This window comes from Streptomyces xanthophaeus, assembly GCF_000725805.1.
Classification (GTDB): Bacteria; Actinomycetota; Actinomycetes; order Streptomycetales; family Streptomycetaceae; genus Streptomyces; species Streptomyces xanthophaeus.
Window position 1 is genome coordinate 141,137 of sequence record NZ_KL647137.1, and the last position, 19,826, is coordinate 160,962.

The 19,826-nt window shown below is 73.8% G+C and carries 13 protein-coding genes; 5 read left to right on the forward strand and 8 right to left on the reverse strand.

Translation table 11 applies throughout. From position 1 onward, the window contains the following. Positions 1–4 precede the first annotated feature (4 nt). The 4 genes from IO30_RS0138540 to IO30_RS0138555 all read left to right on the forward strand — a co-directional run bounded on the left by IO30_RS0138540 (position 5) and on the right by IO30_RS0138555 (position 4,295). A complete protein-coding gene (locus IO30_RS0138540; RefSeq protein ID WP_031151157.1) occupies positions 5–1,006 on the forward strand; it encodes a carbohydrate ABC transporter permease in 1,002 nt (333 codons plus the stop codon). Further along, entirely contained in the window at positions 996–1,859 is an 864-nt protein-coding gene (locus IO30_RS0138545; RefSeq protein ID WP_031151159.1) for a carbohydrate ABC transporter permease, read from the forward strand. The genes IO30_RS0138540 and IO30_RS0138545 overlap by 11 nt, the downstream gene beginning before the upstream one ends. 20 nt (positions 1,860–1,879) lie before the next feature. Continuing rightward, complete coding sequence (locus tag IO30_RS0138550) at positions 1,880–3,247, forward strand: GH1 family beta-glucosidase (RefSeq protein WP_031151161.1); 1,368 nt, start codon at positions 1,880–1,882, stop codon at positions 3,245–3,247. A 130-nt stretch (positions 3,248–3,377) separates the two neighbouring features. Further along, positions 3,378–4,295: an NADP-dependent oxidoreductase gene (locus IO30_RS0138555; RefSeq protein WP_078903674.1), complete on the forward strand. Its 918-nt coding sequence runs from the start codon at positions 3,378–3,380 to the stop codon at positions 4,293–4,295. Between the two features lie 82 nt (positions 4,296–4,377). Here IO30_RS0138555 and IO30_RS0138560 read toward each other — a convergent pair whose 3' ends face one another. The 8 genes from IO30_RS0138560 to IO30_RS41515 form a co-directional block, all read right to left on the reverse strand. Then, complete coding sequence (locus tag IO30_RS0138560) at positions 4,378–6,096, reverse strand: discoidin domain-containing protein (protein ID WP_031151164.1); 1,719 nt, start codon at positions 6,094–6,096, stop codon at positions 4,378–4,380. A 50-nt stretch (positions 6,097–6,146) separates the two neighbouring features. Continuing rightward, entirely contained in the window at positions 6,147–7,229 is a 1,083-nt protein-coding gene (locus IO30_RS0138565; RefSeq protein WP_031151166.1) for a DUF1996 domain-containing protein, read from the reverse strand. Between the two features lie 121 nt (positions 7,230–7,350). Next, positions 7,351–9,507, reverse strand: a complete 2,157-nt coding sequence (locus IO30_RS0138570) for a discoidin domain-containing protein (RefSeq protein WP_031151168.1) — start codon at positions 9,505–9,507, stop codon at positions 7,351–7,353. 342 nt (positions 9,508–9,849) lie between these two features. Beyond that, positions 9,850–12,771, reverse strand: a complete 2,922-nt coding sequence (locus IO30_RS0138575) for a poly(A) polymerase (RefSeq protein ID WP_031151169.1) — start codon at positions 12,769–12,771, stop codon at positions 9,850–9,852. After that, a complete protein-coding gene (locus tag IO30_RS0138580) occupies positions 12,771–14,546 on the reverse strand; it encodes an RNA ligase family protein (protein WP_031151171.1) in 1,776 nt (591 codons plus the stop codon). Before IO30_RS0138580 ends, IO30_RS0138575 begins: the two co-directional genes overlap by 1 nt. A 126-nt stretch (positions 14,547–14,672) precedes the next feature. Continuing rightward, a complete protein-coding gene (locus IO30_RS0138585) occupies positions 14,673–15,329 on the reverse strand; it encodes an NAD(P)-dependent oxidoreductase (RefSeq protein WP_031151173.1) in 657 nt (218 codons plus the stop codon). Between the two features lie 818 nt (positions 15,330–16,147). Continuing rightward, on the reverse strand, positions 16,148–17,653 hold the full coding sequence (locus tag IO30_RS0138590; RefSeq protein ID WP_031151175.1) for a hypothetical protein: 1,506 nt from the start codon (positions 17,651–17,653) through the stop codon (positions 16,148–16,150). Between the two features lie 58 nt (positions 17,654–17,711). Further along, entirely contained in the window at positions 17,712–18,242 is a 531-nt protein-coding gene (locus tag IO30_RS41515; RefSeq protein ID WP_031151177.1) for a hypothetical protein, read from the reverse strand. 273 nt (positions 18,243–18,515) lie between these two features. Between IO30_RS41515 and IO30_RS0138600 the strand changes: the two genes are divergently transcribed. Beyond that, entirely contained in the window at positions 18,516–19,823 is a 1,308-nt protein-coding gene (locus IO30_RS0138600) for a phytase (RefSeq protein ID WP_037896399.1), read from the forward strand. Positions 19,824–19,826: the final 3 nt, after the last annotated feature.

Here is a 19,826-nt window from a genome sequence, read left to right on the forward strand (position 1 = left end):
GGCGATGACCTCCGCACCCACCACACTGCCACCCCCCGTGAAGGCGGGGCCGCCGCATGGGCCCGCGGCCCCCGCGCGGCGCCGCACCGGACGCCTGCGGCGCACCGCCCTGCCCTACCTCCTCCTGCTGCCCGCCCTCCTCCTCGAACTGCTCATCCACCTGGTCCCGATGGTGATGGGCATCCTGATGAGCTTCCGCGAGCTGACCCAGTTCTTCATCCGGGACTGGTCCCGCGCCCCCTGGACGGGCTTCGACAACTACGCCCTCGCCGTCGACATCAACCGCCCCGTCGGCGAGGCCCTCCTCGGATCCTTCCTCACCACATGCCTGTTCACCCTGCTCTCCGTCGGCCTGTGCTGGCTGCTCGGGACCGCGGCCGCCGTGTTCATGCAGGAGAACTTCCGCGGCCGCGGCATCCTGCGGGCGCTCTTCCTGGTCCCCTACGCACTGCCCGTCTACGCGGCCGTCATCACCTGGGCCTTCATGTTCCAGCGCGACAACGGCCTGGTGAACCACGTCATCCACGACCAGCTGGGCCTCGGCGGCTCCGAGCACACCTTCTGGCTGCTCGGCGACAACAGCTTCTGGGCGCTGCTGATCGTCTCCGTCTGGAAGGGCTGGCCCTTCGCCTTCCTCATCGTCATGGCGGCCCTGCAGAACATCCCCCGGGACCTCTACGAGGCCGCAGCGCTGGACGGCGCAGGCATCTGGCAGCAGATCCGCCGGATCACCCTGCCCTCGGTCGGCGCGGTCAACCAGGTGCTGGTCCTGGTCCTGTTCCTGTGGACCTTCAACGACTTCAACACCCCCTTCGTCCTGTTCGGCAAGTCCGCACCGGAGGCCGCCGACCTCATCTCCATCCACATCTACCAGTCCAGCTTCGTGACCTGGAACTTCGGCACCGGATCGGCGATGTCCGTCCTGCTGCTGCTCTTCCTGCTGCTGGTCACCGCCGTCTACCTGCTGGTCACCACGCGCGGCCGGAGGGACGACGATGCCCGCTAGAGAACGCAGCCCGCTCGATCCGCCCGCGTCCTTCCGGGCGGTCCGGGCCGTCTTCCTGACCCTGCTGTCCGGCTTCGTGCTGCTGCCCGTCTACGTGATGGTCACCAGCTCCCTCAAACCCCTCAAGGACGTCGCGGGCCAGTTCCGGTGGATCCCCACCGGGCTCACCGTCCGCCCCTACATCGACATCTGGCACACGGTCCCGCTCGCGAAGTACTTCGTGAACTCCCTGATCGTGGCGGGCACCGCGACCGTCTGCTCCGTGGTCATCGCCGTCTTCGCGGCCTACGCCGTCAGCCGCTACCGCTTCCGCGGCCGCCGGCTGTTCACCGTCACCGTGCTCTCCACCCAGATGTTCCCCGGGATCCTCTTCCTCCTCCCGCTGTTCCTGATCTTCGTGAACATCGGGAACAGCACCGGGGTCGCCCTCTACGGATCCCGCGGCGGGCTGATCCTCACCTACCTCACCTTCTCCCTCCCCTTCTCCATCTGGATGCTCATCGGGTACTTCGACTCGGTGCCCCGCGACCTCGACGAAGCGGCCACCGTCGACGGCTGCGGCCCCCTCGGCGCACTCTTCCGCGTCGTGATCCCGGCGGCCGTGCCCGGCATCGTCGCCGTCGCCGTGTACGCCTTCATGACCGCCTGGGGCGAGGTGCTCTTCGCCTCCGTCATGACGAACGACGCCACCCGCACCCTCGCCGTCGGCCTGCAGGGCTACTCCACGCAGAACGACGTCTACTGGAACCAGATCATGGCCGCCTCGCTCGTCGTCAGCATCCCCGTCGTCGCCGGATTCCTGCTGTTGCAGAGGTACTTGGTGGCAGGACTCACGGCAGGAGCCGTCAAGTGACCCTTTCCGAAAGCCTTCCCATGACCGAGCCTGCCGCGGACCACGCGGGCATCGACCTCGCCGCGTTCCCCCACGACTTCGCCTGGGGCACCGCGACCTCCGCCTACCAGATCGAGGGAGCCGTCGACGAGGACGGCCGCGCCCCCTCCATCTGGGACACCTTCACCCGCGTCCCCGGTGCCATCGACGGCGGCCACACCGGGGACACCGCCTGCGACCACTACCACCGCTGGCCCGAGGACATCGCCCTGATGCGGCAGCTCGGCACCAACGCCTACCGGCTCTCCGTCGCCTGGCCGCGCGTGCTCCCCGGCGGCGACGGACCCGCCAACGCCAAGGGTCTCGACTTCTACGACCGGCTCGTCGACGGCCTGCTCGCCGCCGGGATCGAGCCCTCCGTCACCCTCTACCACTGGGACCTCCCCCAGACCCTCCAGGACCGCGGCGGCTGGCCCGAACGCGCCACCGCCGAGCACTTCGCCGCGTACGCCGCCCTGGTCGCCCGGCGCCTCGGCGACCGCGTCACCCAGTGGGCCACCCTGAACGAGCCGCTCTGCTCGGCCTGGATCGGCCACCTGGAGGGCAAGATGGCACCCGGCCGGACCGACCTCACCGCGGCGGTCCGCACCTCCTACCACCTGCTCCTGGGCCACGGCCTGGCCACCCAGGCCATCCGCGCCGCCGCCCCCGGAGCCCGGATCGGCATCGTCAACAACCTCTCCACCGTCGAGCCCGCCACCGACAGCGACGCCGACCGCGCCGCCGCCCGGCGCATGGACGGACACGTCAACCGCTGGTGGCTCGACCCCGTCCACGGCCGCGGTTTCCCCGCGGACATGCGCGAGGTCTACGCGGTGGACCTCCCCGAGCGCCCCGGCGACCTCGCCGCCATCGCCGCGCCCCTCGACTGGACCGGCCTCAACTACTACTTCCCGCAGGTCGTCACCGCGGACCCGGCCGGCCCGGCCCCCTTCGCCCGCCAGATCGAGCGCCCCGGGGTCCCGCGCACCGGCATGGACTGGGAGGTCGACGCCGACGGGCTGGAGACGCTGATCATGCGGCTCACCGAGGAGTACGGGGCCCGGCGCATCCACATCACAGAGAACGGCTCCTCCTACCCCGACACCGTCGCACCCGACGGCAGCGTCCACGACCCCGAGCGCACCGCGTACCTCACCGCCCATCTGGCCGCATGCGCCCGCGCCGCCCGCCGCGGAGCCCCCGTGGCCGGCTACTACGCCTGGTCGCTGCTGGACAACTTCGAATGGGCCTACGGGTACGACAAGCGCTTCGGCCTGGTCCACGTCGACTACGCCACCCAGCGCCGCACCGTGAAGTCCAGCGGCCGCCGCTACGCCGGGATCATCGCCGCGCACCGCTCCGGCTGACCCCGCCGCCGCTTCGCCCCCGCCGCGCCCGCCCCGCTTCTCGGGGCGGGCGCGGCCCGCGTGGTGGGATGGTCCGGGGGCGGTTCCAGCAGCTCACGGAGAGGTCGGGTACATGCCGCAGGAGAACACCATGCGCGCGGTTGTCTACGAGACGTACGGCGGGACGGAGGTGCTCACCGAGACCCGGCTGCCGCTGCCGAAGCTGGGACCGGGCGAGGTCCTCGTCCGCGTGAAGTACGCCTCCGTCAACCCGGTGGACTGGAAGATCATGGCGGGCGGACTCGACCCGCTGATGGACGTCGTGTTCCCCGTCGTGCCCTGCTGGGACGTGTCCGGCACCGTGGAGCGGGTCGGCATCGACACCCCCGAGTACGCCGAGGGCGACGAGGTCATGGCCTACGTCCGCAAGGACTACGTGCACGGCGGGACCTGCGCCGAGTTCGTCACCGTGCCCGTCCGGGCCCTGGCCCGCAAGCCGGCCTCCCTCGGCTGGGCCGAAGCCGCCGCCCTGCCCCTCGCCGGACTCACCGCCTACCAGGTCCTCACCCGCCTCGGCACCGGCAAGGACGACACCGTCCTCATCCACGGCGCCGCCGGCGGAGTCGGCTCCTTCGGCGTGCAGATCGCCCGCGCCCTGGGCGCCCGGGTCATCGGCACCGCCTCCCCGCGCAACCACGACCGGGTGCGCGAGCTCGGCGCCGAACCCGTCGCCTACGGGGACGGCCTCGCCGACCGGGTGCGCGCCCTGGCCCCCGACGGCGTCACCGTCGTCGCCGACTTCGTGGGCGGGGTCCTCGACGTCACCCGCGAGGTCCTCCACGACGACGGCCGGCACGCCTCCATCGCCGACCCCACCGTGACCGGCTCGGGCGGCGAGTGGATGTGGGTGCGCCCGGTCGGCAGCGACCTGACGGAACTGGCCCGGCTCGCCGACAGCGGAGCTCTGGACGTCACCGTCGCCGAGACCTTCCCGCTGGCCTCCCTCGGGGCGGCCTTCGAGCTGAGCCAGGCGGGCCACACCGCGGGCAAGATCGTCATCGAGGTCTGAGCGGCGCGCCACGCCGCGGACACACGTGACCGCGCGCCGCCCGGCGGGGAGAAGGGCGACGCGCGGGGTTCACGGGGTCCGCTCAGGCATAGACCCCGAAGTGGAACAGGGAGTAGCCGTAGCCGGTGCCGCGCTGGGTCAGCTCCAGCCGCACGTACCGGCCCGACGCCAGGACGTCGAAGTCGTCGATCCCGCCGTCACCGGAGGAGGTGGCGTACGCCGTCCGCCAGTTCTGGCCGTCGTCCGACACCTTGATCGTGTACGCCTTCCCGTACGCGGACTCCCACACCAGCTGGGCGTGCCGCAGCTGCCTCACCGACCCCAGGTCCACCTGGAGCCACTGAGGATCGGACCACGAGCTGGCCCAGCGGGTGTCGCTGCGCCCGTCCGTGGCCAGCTGCGGGGTGCACGGGCAGCCGCCCCAGCCGTCGTTCTGGAAGCTGGAGGCGGTCGTGGGACGGTTCAGGGCCACGTCGGTGCCCGCCACCGGGGGCGGCACCACCCGCACCGAGCGCTGCTCGACACCCACGTTGCCCCGCCCGTCCTTGACCTTGACGTACAGCTTCCACACGCCGGTCCTCGCCGGGACGGTCACCTTCAGGGCGCCGCCTCCGAGGTGTGTCGACGGTACGGACACCAGGCCGCCCCCGCCGTCCACGTACTTGCTGCCCCACAGGACCTCGTACGCGAGCTGGTCGCCCTCGGGGTCGGTCGCCGGGGCCCGGACCGTGATCTCCTTGCCGGCCGGGACGGCGCCCGGATCGTCCACGGAGGGCACGGACACGGTCGGCGGCAGGTTGTCCCCGGCGGTGTTCCCGCCGTAGGCCCGCTTGACCGCGTAGTACATCTTGCGGCGCTCCCCGGCGGGGGTCAGGTTGAACCAGTGGCCGCCGAAGTCGTACTCGGTGCCGTAGTGGAACACCGTCGCGCCGAGCGCCACGCCCCGGTGGCCGGTGACGCAGTTCCAGGCGCTGGTGTACCCGTCGGCCTTGGCCTGGTCGCCGGGCTCCAGCGGCACCCCGTTCGCGTCGTCCGGCACCTCCCACTCACCGGCCGGGCCGGTCTCGGTGATCAGGTAGGGCTTCGTGTGGCCGCCCTGCTCCCAGGCCTGCCGGACCCCGCAGACCTCCTTGTAGGAGTTGACGGAGTACAGGTCCAGGTCGGGGGAGTTGCGCTGGTAGTAGCTCCAGGCGCCGGCCCAGGCGTCGGTGGAGGTCACTGGGTGGTTCGCGTCGATGCGGTGGATCGCCTTGGCCACGTCGTTGACGAAGGCGGTGTAGGCGTTGCGCTGGTTCTCCAGCGCGGCGCCGCTGTAGCAGTTCTGCAGGCCCAGCACCGATTCGTTGCCGACGTTCCACATCAGCACGGCCGGGTGGTCGCGGTAGGCCTCCACCCAGCGGGAGAACTCGGCGAGCATGTTGTTCTTGTAGGCGGTGTCGGTGAGGTAGTCGGTGCAGCCGCCGCTGCCCGGGCCGCCGCCCGGCTGGAGCCAGAATCCGGCGACGACCTTGATGCCGTTCGCCGATGCGGCGTCGAACAGCTGGCGGCTGCTCGCATCGGTGCCCCAGGTACGGATCGTGTTGGCGCCGAGCGATGTCACGTCGGGCAGCAGCCGTCCGGCGTCCGCCGGGGAGGGACCCCAGGTGACGCCCTTGACGAGGTACGGCGAACCGTCCACCGTCAGCTGCCAGTTGCCCTGCGATCCGGTCACCTTCACCACGCTGCCGGCGGCGTGCGCCGGGGCGGTGGGCCATGCGGTCACGGCGCCCGCGAGGAGCGCGGCCGTGACGAGGGAACGCATGCGGGAGTGCACGCGGAGACCTCCTTCGGGTGGGGGGAGGGGGTACGGGCTCAAGGGAGCCGGTGGTCGGGGCCGAGCGCGGCGCCCGCCTCGGGGTGGGTCTCGTCGTAGCCGCGGGAGTTGCACTGCAGGCCGCCGCGGATGCAGTGGTCGACGAGGGCCGCCAGGGTGCGGTCGTCCCAGGCGTTGAAGAAGTCGTAGTGGAAGGAGTGCCCGCTGCCGCTGGACAGCCGGACCTGCGACATGTCCCCGCTGACGGGGAAGGCCATCTTGAACTCGACCATGGGCAGCGCGACCGGGTGGCTCGCCGGGCACACGTTGTCGTTGTTGCCGGGCTTCACCACCGGGTAGGCCATGTGCGCCTTGTGGTCGGGGGTGTCGAGGTACTTGCCGTCCCAGCAACTGGGTGCCTGCATACGGATGTTGAGCTGGGTGCCGGCCGGGCAGTTCGCCGGGAACCCGGTGTTCTTGAAGCTGTCGCCGCACTCCCAGCCCTCGACCCAGCCCCGGTGGCCCCGGAACTCGGCGGCTGTCTGGGTCGGACTGCCGACGAGGAACCGCAGGCCCTTGGGGAAGGGGCGCACGCTCTTGTAGTCGGTGACGCCCGTCTTGTAGTAGATCACCTGCGGACCGGTCGGCAGGACCGGCTGGTTGCCGTTGTACAGCGTCGGCATCCAGTAGCCGGAGAGGTCGCCGGGGGCCGTGCAGGCGGTGCCGCCCGCGCTGAGCGAGGCGGTCGTGCTGAAGGCGTCGGTCGTGGTGTTGCCCAGGAAGGTGTGGTTGTGGGAGGCGCCGGCACGGCCCGGGTAGACGATCGGGTCGTCCGAAGCGGTGCGGGTGACGGCGCAGTTGGCCTGGAACTCGTGGAAGTACCGGTCGGGCGGGTTCTCCCAGGACGGGGTGACCCCGGTGACCTGGGGGACGGCCGGGATGTAGCCGTCCCCGTCCGGGTCGTCGCCGGTGGCGACCGGGGCCACGGCGGAGTGGTCCATGTTCGCGTGCACGGCCGTACCGGTGTCGGTGTCGGGGGAGGCCTGCGCGGTGAGCGCGAGGCCGCCGAGACCGGCGGTGGCGGTCAGGGCGAAGGCCGCCGAGACCAGTAAGGCGTTCAGGGTCCGCGGTCGGAGTGCCACTTCTGCTCCTCGGGTGGGTGGACGCCGCGCTCCCCGGTTGGGAGAGCGCTCTCTCGACAGGCCCGGAAAACGCGGGGCGGCCGCCGGGCCGCCCCGCGTCCTCGCGGGGGTCAGGGGTGGATCAGGGGAAGGAGACGACGGTCGACGGGACGGTCGAGGTGCCCGAGGTGGGGGCCCCGATGCCGTTGATGACGTGCTCGTACTGGCCGTTGCCGCCGAGCGAGACGACGAGCAGGTCGTGGAACTTCACGCCCGGCTTCACCGGGGCCTGGAAGCCGTGCTCCTGACGGATCGTCGGGTCCACGTTGTAGTAGCAGTAGCTGCCCAGGCCCCAGCCCTCGTGGGTGTTCACCGACTCGGCCACCTTGTAGGCCGCGTAGCCCTTGGTGGCGCCGTTCTGGATCGCGGCCTGGTTCGGCGCGTCGTAGGCCTTCTCGTTCTGGAAGAAGATCGTGCGGCCGCGCTCGCCGTTCCACTCGACGTCGTACTTGTTGAAGTGCTCGACGAACAGTCCGGTGGCCAGGACGTCGTCGCCGTTCACCCGGAACCCGTAGTCGGAGCGGTTGGTCTCCCAGCCCACCCCGTCACCGTGGTCGGCCCGCCAGATCCAGGTGTGGTCGACGATCGTGTCGTGGTTGTTGATCACCATGCCGAGGGTGGCCTTGCCCGCGCCAGCGCCGCCGACCCGGACGAACACGTCCTGGACGCTCGTCGGGTTCGCGGCGTGGTCCGTGGCCGCGCCGGCCGGACCGACCTCCAGCAGCGTCGGCGAGTTGACGGTGCCCGCGTCGATCAGGAAGCCGGCGAGCTTCACGCCGTCCACGTCGGCGACCTTCATCGCGGTGACCCCGTTGTCCGGGACGATCGTGGCGAGACCGAGGCCCAGCACGACCGTGTCCGGGCGGTTCACCTGGATGGTGCGGTCCACGTGGTAGACCCCGGGAGTGAAGAGCAGGTGCAGCCCCTGGGTCAGCGCGGTGTTGATCGTGGCCGCGCTAGCGCCCGGCTTGACCACGTAGAACTGGCTCAGCGGGATCGAGGAACCCTGCGGCGCGCCGTTGCCCCAGGAGGTGCCGCGGGCGTTGGTGCGCTTGGCGGGGACGAACACCTTGTAGTCGGCGCCGTCCAGGTAGAGGAAGGGCTTCTCGCGGGAGACGGGCGTGGTGTCCAGGGTGGTGTACGGCGGGTTCGGGTACGACTGCGCCGGAGCGCCCTGGGTCCCGGAGAACACCTGGTTCCACACCGCGTTGGACCAGCCGCCGATCGAACTGTCGCGGGTGTACCACTGCTGCTGCGAGTAGTTGCCGACCTGGCCGTCGATCTTGGAGTCGGCGATGTAGCCGCCGGAGGCCCAGCCGTAGCCGTCGGGTGCCAGGTTCAGCCCGCCCTTGACGTGCATGCGGCGGAACGGTGCGGCCTGGGAGACCGCCCAGCGGTTGGTCCCGTTCACCGGGTTCAGGGCGAGGTTCTCCGCCGAACGCCAGAAGTTCTGGGTGGCGTTGCCGCCGAACCATCCGGCGTCGACGGTCACGTCACCGTTGATGGTGGTGTCGTCGGGGTTCAGGCCGAGGCCGGAGATCGAGGTGTAGAAGCCGATCTGCGCGTTCAGCCCGTTGTACGTGCCGGGCTTGAAGAGGAACTGGTAGCGGCCGGAGCCGAACTGTGCGGACTCCTGCTGGGCGAAGACCTCGTCCAGCTTGCCCTGGATGTTCGGCGTCGACGGGTCGAAGACGATCACGTTCGGGCCGAGGTCGCCCCCGCCCGGGATCACAGGTCCCGTGCCCGTCGTGCCGTACACCTGGAACTCCCAGAGCGAGTAGCCGTAGCCCGTGGCCCGCTGGGTGCCGTACACGCGGACGTAGCGGGCGGTGCCGGTGATGTCATGGGTCTGGACGCCGCCGGTGCTCGCGGTCGTCGAGTACCCGGTGGACCAGTTGCTGCCGTCGGTGGACAGCTCGACCCGGTACGCCTTCGCGTACGCGGCCTCCCAGCGCAGGACGACCTGGCTCAGCTGGGCCGGTGCGCCGAGGTCGACCTGTATCCACTGGGGGTCGGCGAACTGGCTGGACCAGCGGGTGCCGTTGTCGCCGTCGACGGCCGCGCCGGCCGGGGTGCCGGCGCCCTCCAGGCTGGAGGCGGTGACGGACTTGCCCTGGGAGAGGAGGACGGGAGCCGCCTGGGCCGCGGTACTCGGCAGGAGTACCAGGAGGGCCGCCACCAGCGCGGCGGCGAGCGCCGCGACGGTGAGGCGCGGCGGGCGGTCGGAGAGGAGGGGCATGCGGGGTGCTCCTGACGTCGTGGATCCGGGGGGATCGAAGCGTGAGTGAACTGCCCGCCGGGGTGGCCGTCAAGGGTTTGCGCGTTCATGAACTGAAGGCCGAACGACATGTCATATCCCTTGCAGGCCCGTGAACTTGGAGTTTCTTCAATCCTTGTGAAAAGTATTGACGAAAAAACCTGGTCGGGCTCTACTGAGGCTCCTGACCGCTCCGTCCCGCCGCGCCCGCTGGGCGGGACGGAGCTCGGGCCGGGTTCGAGAAGTGTTCTCTTGCCCGGCCCGGATGCTGTCCTGTGTTCGCTAATCGTCAGTACGACGGGGCCGAGGAGGCCGGCACCGTGATCAGTACAGGTCCGGTACGTCCGCCCCCGCGGCCCAGGCCACCTCGACCCCCGCCAGCCCCGAGGACCAGGGCGAGGCCAGCGCGGCCAGGCGCGCCGAGTCCGGCGGCGCGGCGCCCAGCCCGATGGCGAACCGGGCCACCCCGGGACCCGTCCCGAACGGGCGCGGCCACGCATGGGCCTCGGTGACGCCCGCCTCGGCCAGCGCGCCGAGCAGGGCCCGTAGCCGGCCGCGCGCCCGGCCCAGGGACTCCTCGAACTCCCGCTCCGTGGCCGCCCGTACGGTCACCACCGCCCAGGCCGCATGCCTGCGGTGCAGCGCAGGCGCCGCCAGGACCTCGCGGACGGCCCCGGGATCCGACTCCAGCAGCTCCCAGGCCCGGTACAGCTCCCGCACCAGCAGGTCGCGCAGACCCGGCCCCACCTGAGCGGTGCAGCTGCGCACCGGCGCCGAGGGGGTCAGCACGGTCACCGGGTCGGGCCCGTCGGCCGTCGCCCCCGCGGCCTGAGGGTGCAGCGTGACCGGCTCCCGCCAGTCCCAGGCCGCCCACATGCCGAAGAACTCCCGCAGCAGGGGCCGGGGTTCGAGCGGCCCGGCAGTGCGCACGGTGCGCGCCGCGAGCACCGCCCAGGCCAGCCCCGGCAACCCGCCGAAAGGGGCCGAGTCCAGGCCCCGTGAGCGGGCCCACGCCTTCACCTCCCGCGCCAGCCCCGCCCAGGCGACGGCCTCCGGGCCGGCGGGCCCGGCGCCCGCGGTGACCGGGCCTGAAGGTTCTGCGTCCACGAAGGCGCGTACGGCGTCCGCGTCGCTCACCGCGCTCAGGGCCACGGCCGCGGCCTCGCCCAGGTCCGCCCGCCGGGCCACCGCCGTGGCCGGGTCCGCCGCGCCGGCCGCGACCACCACCAGGTCGACGTCCAGCACGCCGACGCGCAGCCGCAGCCCCGGCACCCGCGCGCCGGTCACCTCCCGCATCCGCTCGGCCTCGGGGAGCGCCGCCGCCACCCGTGCCCGTACCTCCGCGAGGGCGGGCGCACCGGGCAGGACGGCCACCAGGTCGAGGTCCGCCCCGGGGAGGGCGCAGCCCATGCGCCGGGATCCGGCGAGGTGCACGACCCCCTCGGGCAGGGCCGCCGCGACCCGCGCCGCGACCAGGTCCGGGTCCGGCCCGGCGGTGTCGGCCGGGTCCGCCCGCCGGGCCGGGTCCGGCGCCGGGGGTGCCTCGTCCGTGTGTTCCGGGAGCCAGCGCACCTCGCCCGTGCCCAGGGCCACCGTGGCCCGGACCCGCATCGGCCCGTCCCCGCGCCGCGAGAGCAGCGCCAGCTCCCCGACCCGCACCGGCCGGCCCCCGCCGAGCCGGGCCGCAGCCTCGGCCACCGCCCGCTGCGGGTCCCGGCTGCGGCCCAGCGTGAGGTGCGGGGCGTACCCGCCCGCCCGTCCCCGGCAGCCCGGGAACCGCTCCACCAGGGCCGCCCGGAGCTCCTGCCACGGCGCATCCCCCGCGGCCGCCGGATCCAGCCAGAGCGTGGCGTCCTCCCGCTGCCCGAAGCTGTGCACGCCCTCCAGACGGGCGGTGAACGGCGTGCTCCCGGCGGCCGCTTCGGCCAGCAGTGGCGCCGCCTCCTCGAAGGCGGACTCGGGCACGAAGCCGAAGAGCAGGTTGACGTGCGCAGGCCAGCGCCCCACCTGAGGATCGTGCTCCCCGCGCAGTTCCTCCACCACCGGGTCGTGCGGCGGCAGCCAGGCCACCGCGGTGCGTGCGCTCGCCGGTACCTCCAGGCTCCCCGTCCCCGCACGCGGCCCGAACTCCACCGTCGCCTCCACCCCGAAGTGGTCCGAGGCGAACAGCCCTCCGGGACCGGGGGAGTCGCCGCGCAGCGCCGCCCGGGTCACCCGCGCTCCCGCGGGACCCAGCAGGATGCGGTCGAGCCGCCCGGCCCGCCCCGTCAACGAGCCCACCGCGGCCAGCGGATTGACCGTCGGGTCGAAGGTGGGCGTGGCATCGGCCGCCCCGTGCACCTCGTTCCAGGCGTCGCGCAGCCCCAGCGCGGCCGCGGGTCCGGCCTCCCCCGAGCGGCCGTCGTTGAAGTCGCCCAGCAGTGCCACATCGGCTTCGAGCCCGCCCAGCCCCTCGGCGACCAGGGCCAGTTCGGTCCTCCTGCGGTCCGCGCCGTCCTGCGCGTGGTCACTGGTCAGATGCACGGCCGCGACGACCAGCGCCCCGGCCGCGGTGTCCACCGTCACCGCGGCGACCGCCTTGTGCGGACCGAGCCGGTGCACCCCCGCCTCCCGCACCGGCAGCCGGCTCAGCACCAGCAGCCCGTACGCGGTGACGTCCCGGCCGCCCGGGTCCGCCCCCACGGTGTACCCGGCCCGCACCCACGGCTCGGCCAACAGCATGCCGAGCAGCGCGGGTTCGACCTCCTGGAGCGCGATGACGTCGGCGTCCGCGGCCGCCAGCTCGGCCAGCAGCACCGGCCTGCGCCGGTCGGTGGCGATGCGCGGGGCGTCGTACCGGTCCCAGAGCGTGTTCCAGGTCAGCAGCCGCACCCGGTCCGGAGCCCCGGCCCCTGCACCGTCCGCGGGCACGTCCTCGACGGGACGCCAGGCGCCGCCGTCCGCCGGGTCCCAGGCGCACGGGGTACGCGCCGTGAAGAACGGCGCCCGCAGCAGCCGCGGACGGCGGACCCGCCCCGCCTCGGTCACGTCGATCCGGTCCACGCCCGTGGCCCGGTCCCACACCAGCTCCCCGTCCGCCTCGACGAACAGCACCCGGTGCCAGGGGATGTCGCCTCCGGGCACGAAGGACGGCAGCGGGACCCGCTTCGGCCCGGCCCCGCGCTGGAGCAGCCCGAGCACGAACCGCGCCGGGTCGAACCGGGCGTCCCAGCGCACCCGGTGGTAGAGCTCCTCGCTCGTGCGCATCAGCACTCCCCGCCGTCGGTCGTGTCCAGGCTGCCCGCCACGTCCTGGACCCCGCCCCGCGCGCCGACGTACCAGGTGCGGTGTGCCTGGCCCGGATAGGGCGGGTCGAACCGGCGCAGCTGCGAGGCCAGTACCTGCGGGGGAACCGGATGGGCCCGCACGGCATTGCGGCGCTGCAGCTCCGCCTCGTCGGTCAGCACCACGGCGTGGGTCACCAGCGCGTCGCGGCGCCGCGCGACCGAGCCCGCCAGGCCGCGCTGCTGGTCGGTGAGCGAGGTCGCGTCCCACACCACGGTTCCGCCGCGGGCCAGTGCCGCGTCCAGCCGGTCGAGGCCCTCGCGCAGCACCTGCGCATTGGCCCCCTGGTCGGCGCGCGAACCGCGGGCCGTACGCAGGTCGTCGAGGCTGATGTACGTGTCCACGCCGGGCAGCGCGCGGCCGAAGGTGCTCTTGCCGCTGCCCGAGGGCCCGCACAGCTGGACCAGTCGGGGGAAGTCCCCCGCGCGCCAACGCCAGGTGGCCGCCACCGCCTCCTCGGCGGTGGTGATCCTGCCCAGCGAGTACAGGTGGCGGGCCTCGGCCCAGCAGCGGTCGGCGGCCTCGGGGGAGAGCCCGGCCAGCGCCTCGCGGACACCGGTGCGCAAGGGGCCCAGCGGATCGGGTCCGAGCAGCCCCGCCTCCTCGGCGCACAGCGCGGACCACTCGACGCACTCCCGCGCCGCCCCGTCCCCGGCCAGCGCCCCGGCGAGGGCGTGCAGCAGCCCGAGATCCGCCGCGGCCGTCATCCTGATCAGCCCGGTCCGCCGCTCGGCGTCCGGGAACGGCCGCTGGAGCAGCCCGTACAGACCGACGAGGTCGGCCACCCGCCGCGCGAGCCCCGTACCGACCGGCCCGGCCGCCGGTCCCGGAGCGGCGAGCGCCGCGATCCGGGCGCGCGGTACGCGGTGCAGCAGCGCGGCCAGCACTCCGGCCAGCCTGGCCTCCCCGGTACGCCCCGACGCGTCGATCCGGGCGGCGGCCTCGGCCACCGCGGCTGCGAGGGACCCGTCCGGCGCGGCCGCGTCCGCCCCGGCCCCGTCCGCCGTCCCGATGCCGACGGCCGCCGACAGCTCCGCCGCATCGGGCTCGGCCCCGGAGCGCACCGCCCACAACGGGGCGGCGGGCCCCAACCCGTTCGGCACGACCTGCGCGAACATCCAGTGCGTACCCGTCTGTACGTGACCGGGGCGCACCCACTTCGCCACGCACCGCCCGAAGTCCGCACGGGTGAAGCCCGCCACGGTCCGTACGACGTAGCCCTCCTGGCGCGCGGTGTCGAGCTTCAGCCTGCGCAGCACCCGCTCGTCGAAGGTGCCGCGCCACAGGACGGGCGGGGTGGGTATGCCCAGACCGCGCAGGAACCGTACGCCCTGGTCCCAGTCCAGGCAGTGCTCCCCGTCCCACACCGAGAACCCGTAGAACCAGCTGTCGAGTTCCCCGTACGGCAGCGAGTGCCGGGCGTACAGGTTCTCCCCGCACACCCGCCGGCCCTCCGGGATCCCCGGGCCTATCCTGCTCTGGAGGCCCTTGACCCAGGCCCGCGAAGGATGGTGGGCGGAGTCGAGGGAGCGGGCGTGCAGCCCGTCCCGGTAGAGCGTGGTGTTCTCCCCGTCGAGCTTCTCGGTCACCACCACCTCGCGCCCGGCCAGGCCCGCGAAACCGTCGGCCCGCACGTCGTCCGAGGCCGCTCCCGGGGACCAGGGCAGGTGGGGAGTGCGGGGGTAGTGGGTACGCATGGTCCGCTCCAGGCCGACGACGGGGTGTGCCGTCACTCTAGGTAGGCGGAGCAGGCCGATCCACTCAATAACCCCCGAACCGGGCCGGGCCGGCCGGAGCCGACCGCGGCCGGTGACGTCCGTCCGTCAGTAGCCGACGGTGAACCGCTTGCCCGCGTGCGCGTCGCGTTCGATCTCGTCGACCAGGGCCACGGCGTAGTCCTCCGTCGAGATCCGGCTCCGCCCGTCCTCGCCGGTGACCAGGTCGTCCAGGCCCAGCCGGTACGTTCCCGTGCGCTCGCCCGGCTCGATCTGCGCGGCCGGGCTGAGGGTGGTCCAGCGCACCTCTTCCACGGGCACGGTGCGCAGGAAGTCCAGTGCGTCCCCGTGGGCGTGCATGACGGCGAGCACCGGCTCCGGGACCCCCGCCGCGTCCCATACCAGCGGGCCGCCCGGGGTCCGCAGCGACCCGGCGCCGCCCACGACGACCACGCGCGGCCGCGGCGCGTCCGGACCGAGCGACTGCACCCCGCCGATCAGGGACTTGGCGGCGGCCACGATCGCGCCGGGATCCCCCGAACCGGGGCCGAACGCGCTGACCACCACGTCCTGCCCGGCCGCCGACGCGGCCACCGACGCCGGGTCCAGGACGTCCCCGGCCACCACCTCACCGTGCTCCCCGAGACCCCCGAGCTGCGCGGGATCACGTACGACGGCCGTCACTTGGTGACCGCGCGCGAGTGCTTCGTGCAGCACCCGGGTTCCGATGCTGCCGGTCGCTCCGAAGAGCGCGATCTTCGCCATGGCGACTCCGTGGGGATGGAGGGCGGTACGGGGCTCCGGTCGGACCCCGCCCTGCCCATCCAACCCAACCGGCCGCCCCGGCCCGGCAGACCGGGCCGCGGCCACTCGGATGACGGTGGCTGCGCCGTGTTCCCTGCGGGGCTCGGCGGTGTCCCGTGCGGGGCTTGGCCGTGGGGTGGTGCCCCGTCTGCGGCTTCGTTGCACGGGGCTCCGCCCCGGACCCCGCGCCTCAAACGCCGGCGGGGCTGTTTTTTGGCCTCGTTGCAGCGGCGGCTTGTGCGTGGGGGGTCGGGGAGCGGTGCCCCTCCGGGGTACCTCCTCGGCTCGCGCACTGAGCCCCGTAGAAAGCGGCGGCCCGGGTTGCGCGCTCGTCCTGCGGGGGCACCCCGCAGTGTCCCCACTCCCCTCGACCAGGGCTTCGCTTCCAACGCCGGGGCGTGTGGGGTGGGGGCGCGCAGGAGGGTCCCCGCAGGACGAGCGCGCAACCTAGGCCGGACATGCGAAGCCGGGGCTCAGTGCGCGAGCCGAGGAGACACTCCGGAGGGACCCCGCCCCACACCCCCGACCAAGGCAAGCACCATCCCGGCCAGCACATCCAACGCCCAGCCTGGGCAAAATCAGCCCCGCCCGGGGGTCCCCCCGGACGGAGTCTGGGGGAGCTTGAGGCGCGGGGTCCGGGGCGGAGCCCCGTAGCAGCGGCGCCGCAGGCGGGGCGCCACCCCACCGCTGAGCCCCGCACGGGACACCGCCGAGCCCCGCAGGGAACACGGCGGGCGGGGCCGAGCCGAGGAAACCGTGCAGCGGCGCAGCCCAGTGGCTCAGGGTGAGGTGGGGACCGCCGCCGCCAGCCGGCCACCCTCCGCGAAGTGCAGGTGGTCCAGCCGGGCCCCGTACGGCCAGTCCCGTGCCCGGTAGAAGCACAGGTCGCTCGGGATCGGGACCTCGCGCAGGTCGGCCGCGTGGGTCCCCGGCGGCAGTGCGGTGGCCGCCGCGAGCAGCGGATCGGACGTGCCGCGCCACTCGGCGACCGGGGTGGGACGGGGCCAGGGCCGGCCGGTGTTGGGGAAGAGCCACCCGCCGGCGTCGGGCACCCGGCCCGCGAAGTCCGGCCGCTGCGTCGCCCGCCGGGCCCGCCGGGCGAAGGAGAGCAGCAGGTCCGCCAGCGACTCGGCCAGCAGCGTCACCTCGGGGTGCTCCCGCAGTCCCTTCGGGTCGGTGGGCACCGAGACGGCGTACCCCCACCGGCCGGACGCCGGGTCGATGCGGACCTGCGCCAGCGCGCTGCTGCGGCCGTACTCGACGCGGGCCAGCGGCCAGTACGTCCCGTCCCCGCCGAGCATCCGGTGCGTCTCGGGGTCCACGGCGTGCTCGGGCGCCCCGGGCAGCAGCCGCAGCGCGGGCAGTCCCGGTACCGTCACGCCGCCGATCTCCCGCAGCACCCCGCGGACCTCCTCGGGCACCGGAAGCCCCCAGCCGTCCATCACGGAATCGGCGCAGCCCGCCTGGAGCGCGAGGTATCCGGGGAACTCGACTGCCAGGTCCCGCAGTTCGGCCACCGCGCGCTGTCCGGCGTCGGCGGGCACCCGGTGCCGGCGCACCGGCCGGCCGAGGAAGTCCCCGATGACCATGGAGTGCAGCAGCAGGGCCCGGCCCTCGCCCACGATCTCGAACTGGACCTCGCTGCTTCCGGTGTCGGCGGTGTTGTGGGAGGTGGAGAAGTACGGAGCCCAGTCCACCGTGCACGGATAGCCGGGCAGCGCGTGCAGGTCGACGAGGTCGGTGAGGGGGTTGCCGCGGCCGACGAGCGCGGCCAGTGCGGCGTCGGTCCCCTCGGCCACCTCGACGCTCGGCGTGGCCGCCGCCATCGCCTTCGCCACCCCGCCGGACCCGGCCGGGGGCAGGTCCGTGCCGCCGTCGGCCAGGCGTGCGGCGAACCCGGCCAGCCATCCGACGAACTCCGGTGCCTGCACGGTGACTTCGGGGTCCCCGCCCCACGGGCTGACGGCCACGACCGGGCCCCAGCCCGCGGCTGCGACGCCGACGATCAGCGAGCCTTCGCCGAAGTCCACCTCGCCCAGGGTCCAGTGGCCGTCGTCGAAGCGCTCGCGGCCGCGCGGCCCGAAGGAGTACGCGTGGTCATCGCTCTCCACCCCGCCGATCTCGCGCAGGACGATCCGTACCTCCTCCGGTACCGCGACCGTCCAGCCGTCCATCTCGGCCTCGGTGAAGCCTTCGAGGAGTTCGACCTCGCCGGGGCGTTCCTGCGCCAGTTCCTTCAGGTGCCAGAGGGTGGCCGAGGCCACCTCCGCTGCCGCGCCGCCCATGTCCCGCTCCCCGTGCCGTCCTGCGTACGGCCCCGAGCCTAACCGCGGGCAGGGGTCGCTACCGGCACAGGGCCACGATGGCGGGCGACACCGTGCCCTTGGCGGCCTCGCACAGGGGCGCCATGTCGTACGTACGCTGCGGCGCGGGCCTCGGCTTCGCCGCAGCGGGCGGCCGCTGGCGGGGTGTGGCCGCCGGGACGGAGGCCCGCACGCGGCGGGGCTGCGCCGCGGGCCGGGCGGGTCGCTCCCGGCCGGCGGAGGCCTCGCGGCGCGGGGGGCGGGGCCGGGCGGGGGCCGGCCGGGCCGCCTCGACCACTGCCCGAGCCGTTTCCGGGGCCCCGGCAGCCCCGTCAGCCCCCTCGGCCCCGGCCGCCGGTACCGGCGCCGGTACCGCGGGGAGGGTGCCCAACGGCCAGGCGGGGGGCTGCGGCTGGGGCCGTGCGTGCGGGGGAGCCGTACGGGTCGCCGCGGGCACGGGACCCGGCGCGCTCGGCGGAGCCGCGGGCCGCACGGTGACGCACCCGGTGGCCAGGACGAACACGGCGAGGGACAGCTTCAGGGGCAGCGTCAGGGCCCGGCGCGACTGCATCCGCCCACCCTGCCGTACCGGGGGCGCCGGAGCCCCGTCCGTCACGCGGACGAGTGAGCCTTGCGCCCGCACGCGCTGACCGTCCCCTTTCCGTGCGCCGGGGCGTTCCTGTGACGGCATGCCGGACCGACGGCGAAGCTCGTACATGTGGTGTTCATGCCACATCCATACCGTCAGGGCCGTGTGCTGGGGCGACGGTCACGCAGCGGTCCGATGCTGACCCCGACCAGCACCCCACCCGTACGCCCCCTATCCCACCCGAGGAGCCCCTTCGTGCCGCTCTCCCGCATCCGGCGGTCCGCAGCGACCGCCGCCGGCCTGACGGCCCTCGCGCTGCTCGCCGCCACGGCGCCCGCGCAGGCCCACCCGTCCCGGGGCGCCGCGCTGCCCGGCGTGACCGCCCGGGCCGAGACCGCCGCCCTGTACGACGACGAGGCGGGCGGCAACGCGGACGCCGACGACCCGGCGATCTGGCGCAACACCGCCGACCCCGGCCGCAGTCTGGTCGTGGCCACGGCGAAGGAGGGCGGCCTGCGGGTCTACGACCTCGACGCCCGGCAGGTCCAGTCCGTCCCCGCCCCGGCCGGCCCGGCTCCCGGCGACGCCCCCGGCCGCTTCAACAACGTGGACCTCGTGCACGGGATGCGGCTCGGCAAGGGCCGTGCCGACCTGGCCGTGACCAGCGACCGGGGCAACGACCGGCTGCGCTTCTACCGCATCGACCGCGACCGGCCCGGCGGCCCGCTCACCGACGTCACCGACCCGGCGGCCCGGCCCGTCTTCTCCACGGGCCAGGACGAGATCAACGGCCAGCGGACCGCGTACGGCCTCGCCACCTGGACCGACCGCACCACGGGCCGCTCGTACGCCCTCGTCAGCCGGCGCGAGACCACGACCATCGCCCTGCTGGAGCTCCTGCCCACCGTCTCCGGCACGGTCGGCTACCGCACGGTCCGCACCCTGGACCTGCCGTCCGCCTTCCGGCTGCCGAACGGCGCCGGCTGGTCGCCGTGCGCCGAGCCGGGCCAGCTGCCCCAGGTCGAGGGCATGGTCGTGGACCCGGCCGACGGCACCCTGTACGCGGGCCAGGAGGACATCGGCATCTGGCGGCTGCGGGCCGACCTCACCGGGACCCCGGAACTGGTCGACAAGGTGCGCGAGTTCGGCACGCCCGGCACCTACGACGAGGCGACCGAGGAGTGCGTGCCGGGGCCCGATGCCGGATTCGGCGGCCGGCGCCTGTCCGCCGACGTCGAAGGCCTGACGCTTCTCACCCGGTCCGGCGGCGAGGGGTACCTGCTCGCGTCGAGCCAGGGCGACGACACCTTCGCGGCCTACGACCGTGAGGCGGACGAAGGCAACGCGTACGAGGGCGGCTTCCGGATCACCGGGTCGGCCACCGTCGACGGCTCCGAGGAGTGCGACGGGGCGGCCGCCCTGAACGCCCCCCTGGGCAAGAAGTACCCGAGGGGCCTGCTCGTGGTGCAGGACGGCCACGAGACCCCGCAGAGCGGGGAACGCGCCGCCACCGGCTTCAAGTTCGTGGACCTCGGCAAGGTGCTGGACGCCCTGGAGGACTGACCG

Excerpts from the sequence above, each read along its gene's own strand:
- IO30_RS0138540 (WP_031151157.1), top strand. The coding sequence starts at position 5 with ATGACCTCCGCACCCACCACACTGCCACCCCCCGTGAAGGCGGGGCCG.
- IO30_RS0138545 (WP_031151159.1), top strand. The coding sequence starts at position 996 with ATGCCCGCTAGAGAACGCAGCCCGCTCGATCCGCCCGCGTCCTTCCGG.
- IO30_RS0138550 (WP_031151161.1), top strand. The coding sequence starts at position 1,880 with ATGACCGAGCCTGCCGCGGACCACGCGGGCATCGACCTCGCCGCGTTC.
- IO30_RS0138555 (WP_078903674.1), top strand. The coding sequence starts at position 3,378 with ATGCGCGCGGTTGTCTACGAGACGTACGGCGGGACGGAGGTGCTCACC.
- IO30_RS0138560 (WP_031151164.1), bottom strand. The coding sequence starts at position 6,096 with ATGCGTTCCCTCGTCACGGCCGCGCTCCTCGCGGGCGCCGTGACCGCA.
- IO30_RS0138570 (WP_031151168.1), bottom strand. The coding sequence starts at position 9,507 with ATGCCCCTCCTCTCCGACCGCCCGCCGCGCCTCACCGTCGCGGCGCTC.
- IO30_RS0138575 (WP_031151169.1), bottom strand. The coding sequence starts at position 12,771 with ATGCGCACGAGCGAGGAGCTCTACCACCGGGTGCGCTGGGACGCCCGG.
- IO30_RS0138580 (WP_031151171.1), bottom strand. The coding sequence starts at position 14,546 with ATGCGTACCCACTACCCCCGCACTCCCCACCTGCCCTGGTCCCCGGGA.
- IO30_RS0138585 (WP_031151173.1), bottom strand. The coding sequence starts at position 15,329 with ATGGCGAAGATCGCGCTCTTCGGAGCGACCGGCAGCATCGGAACCCGG.
- IO30_RS0138590 (WP_031151175.1), bottom strand. The coding sequence starts at position 17,653 with ATGGGCGGCGCGGCAGCGGAGGTGGCCTCGGCCACCCTCTGGCACCTG.
- IO30_RS41515 (WP_031151177.1), bottom strand. The coding sequence starts at position 18,242 with ATGCAGTCGCGCCGGGCCCTGACGCTGCCCCTGAAGCTGTCCCTCGCC.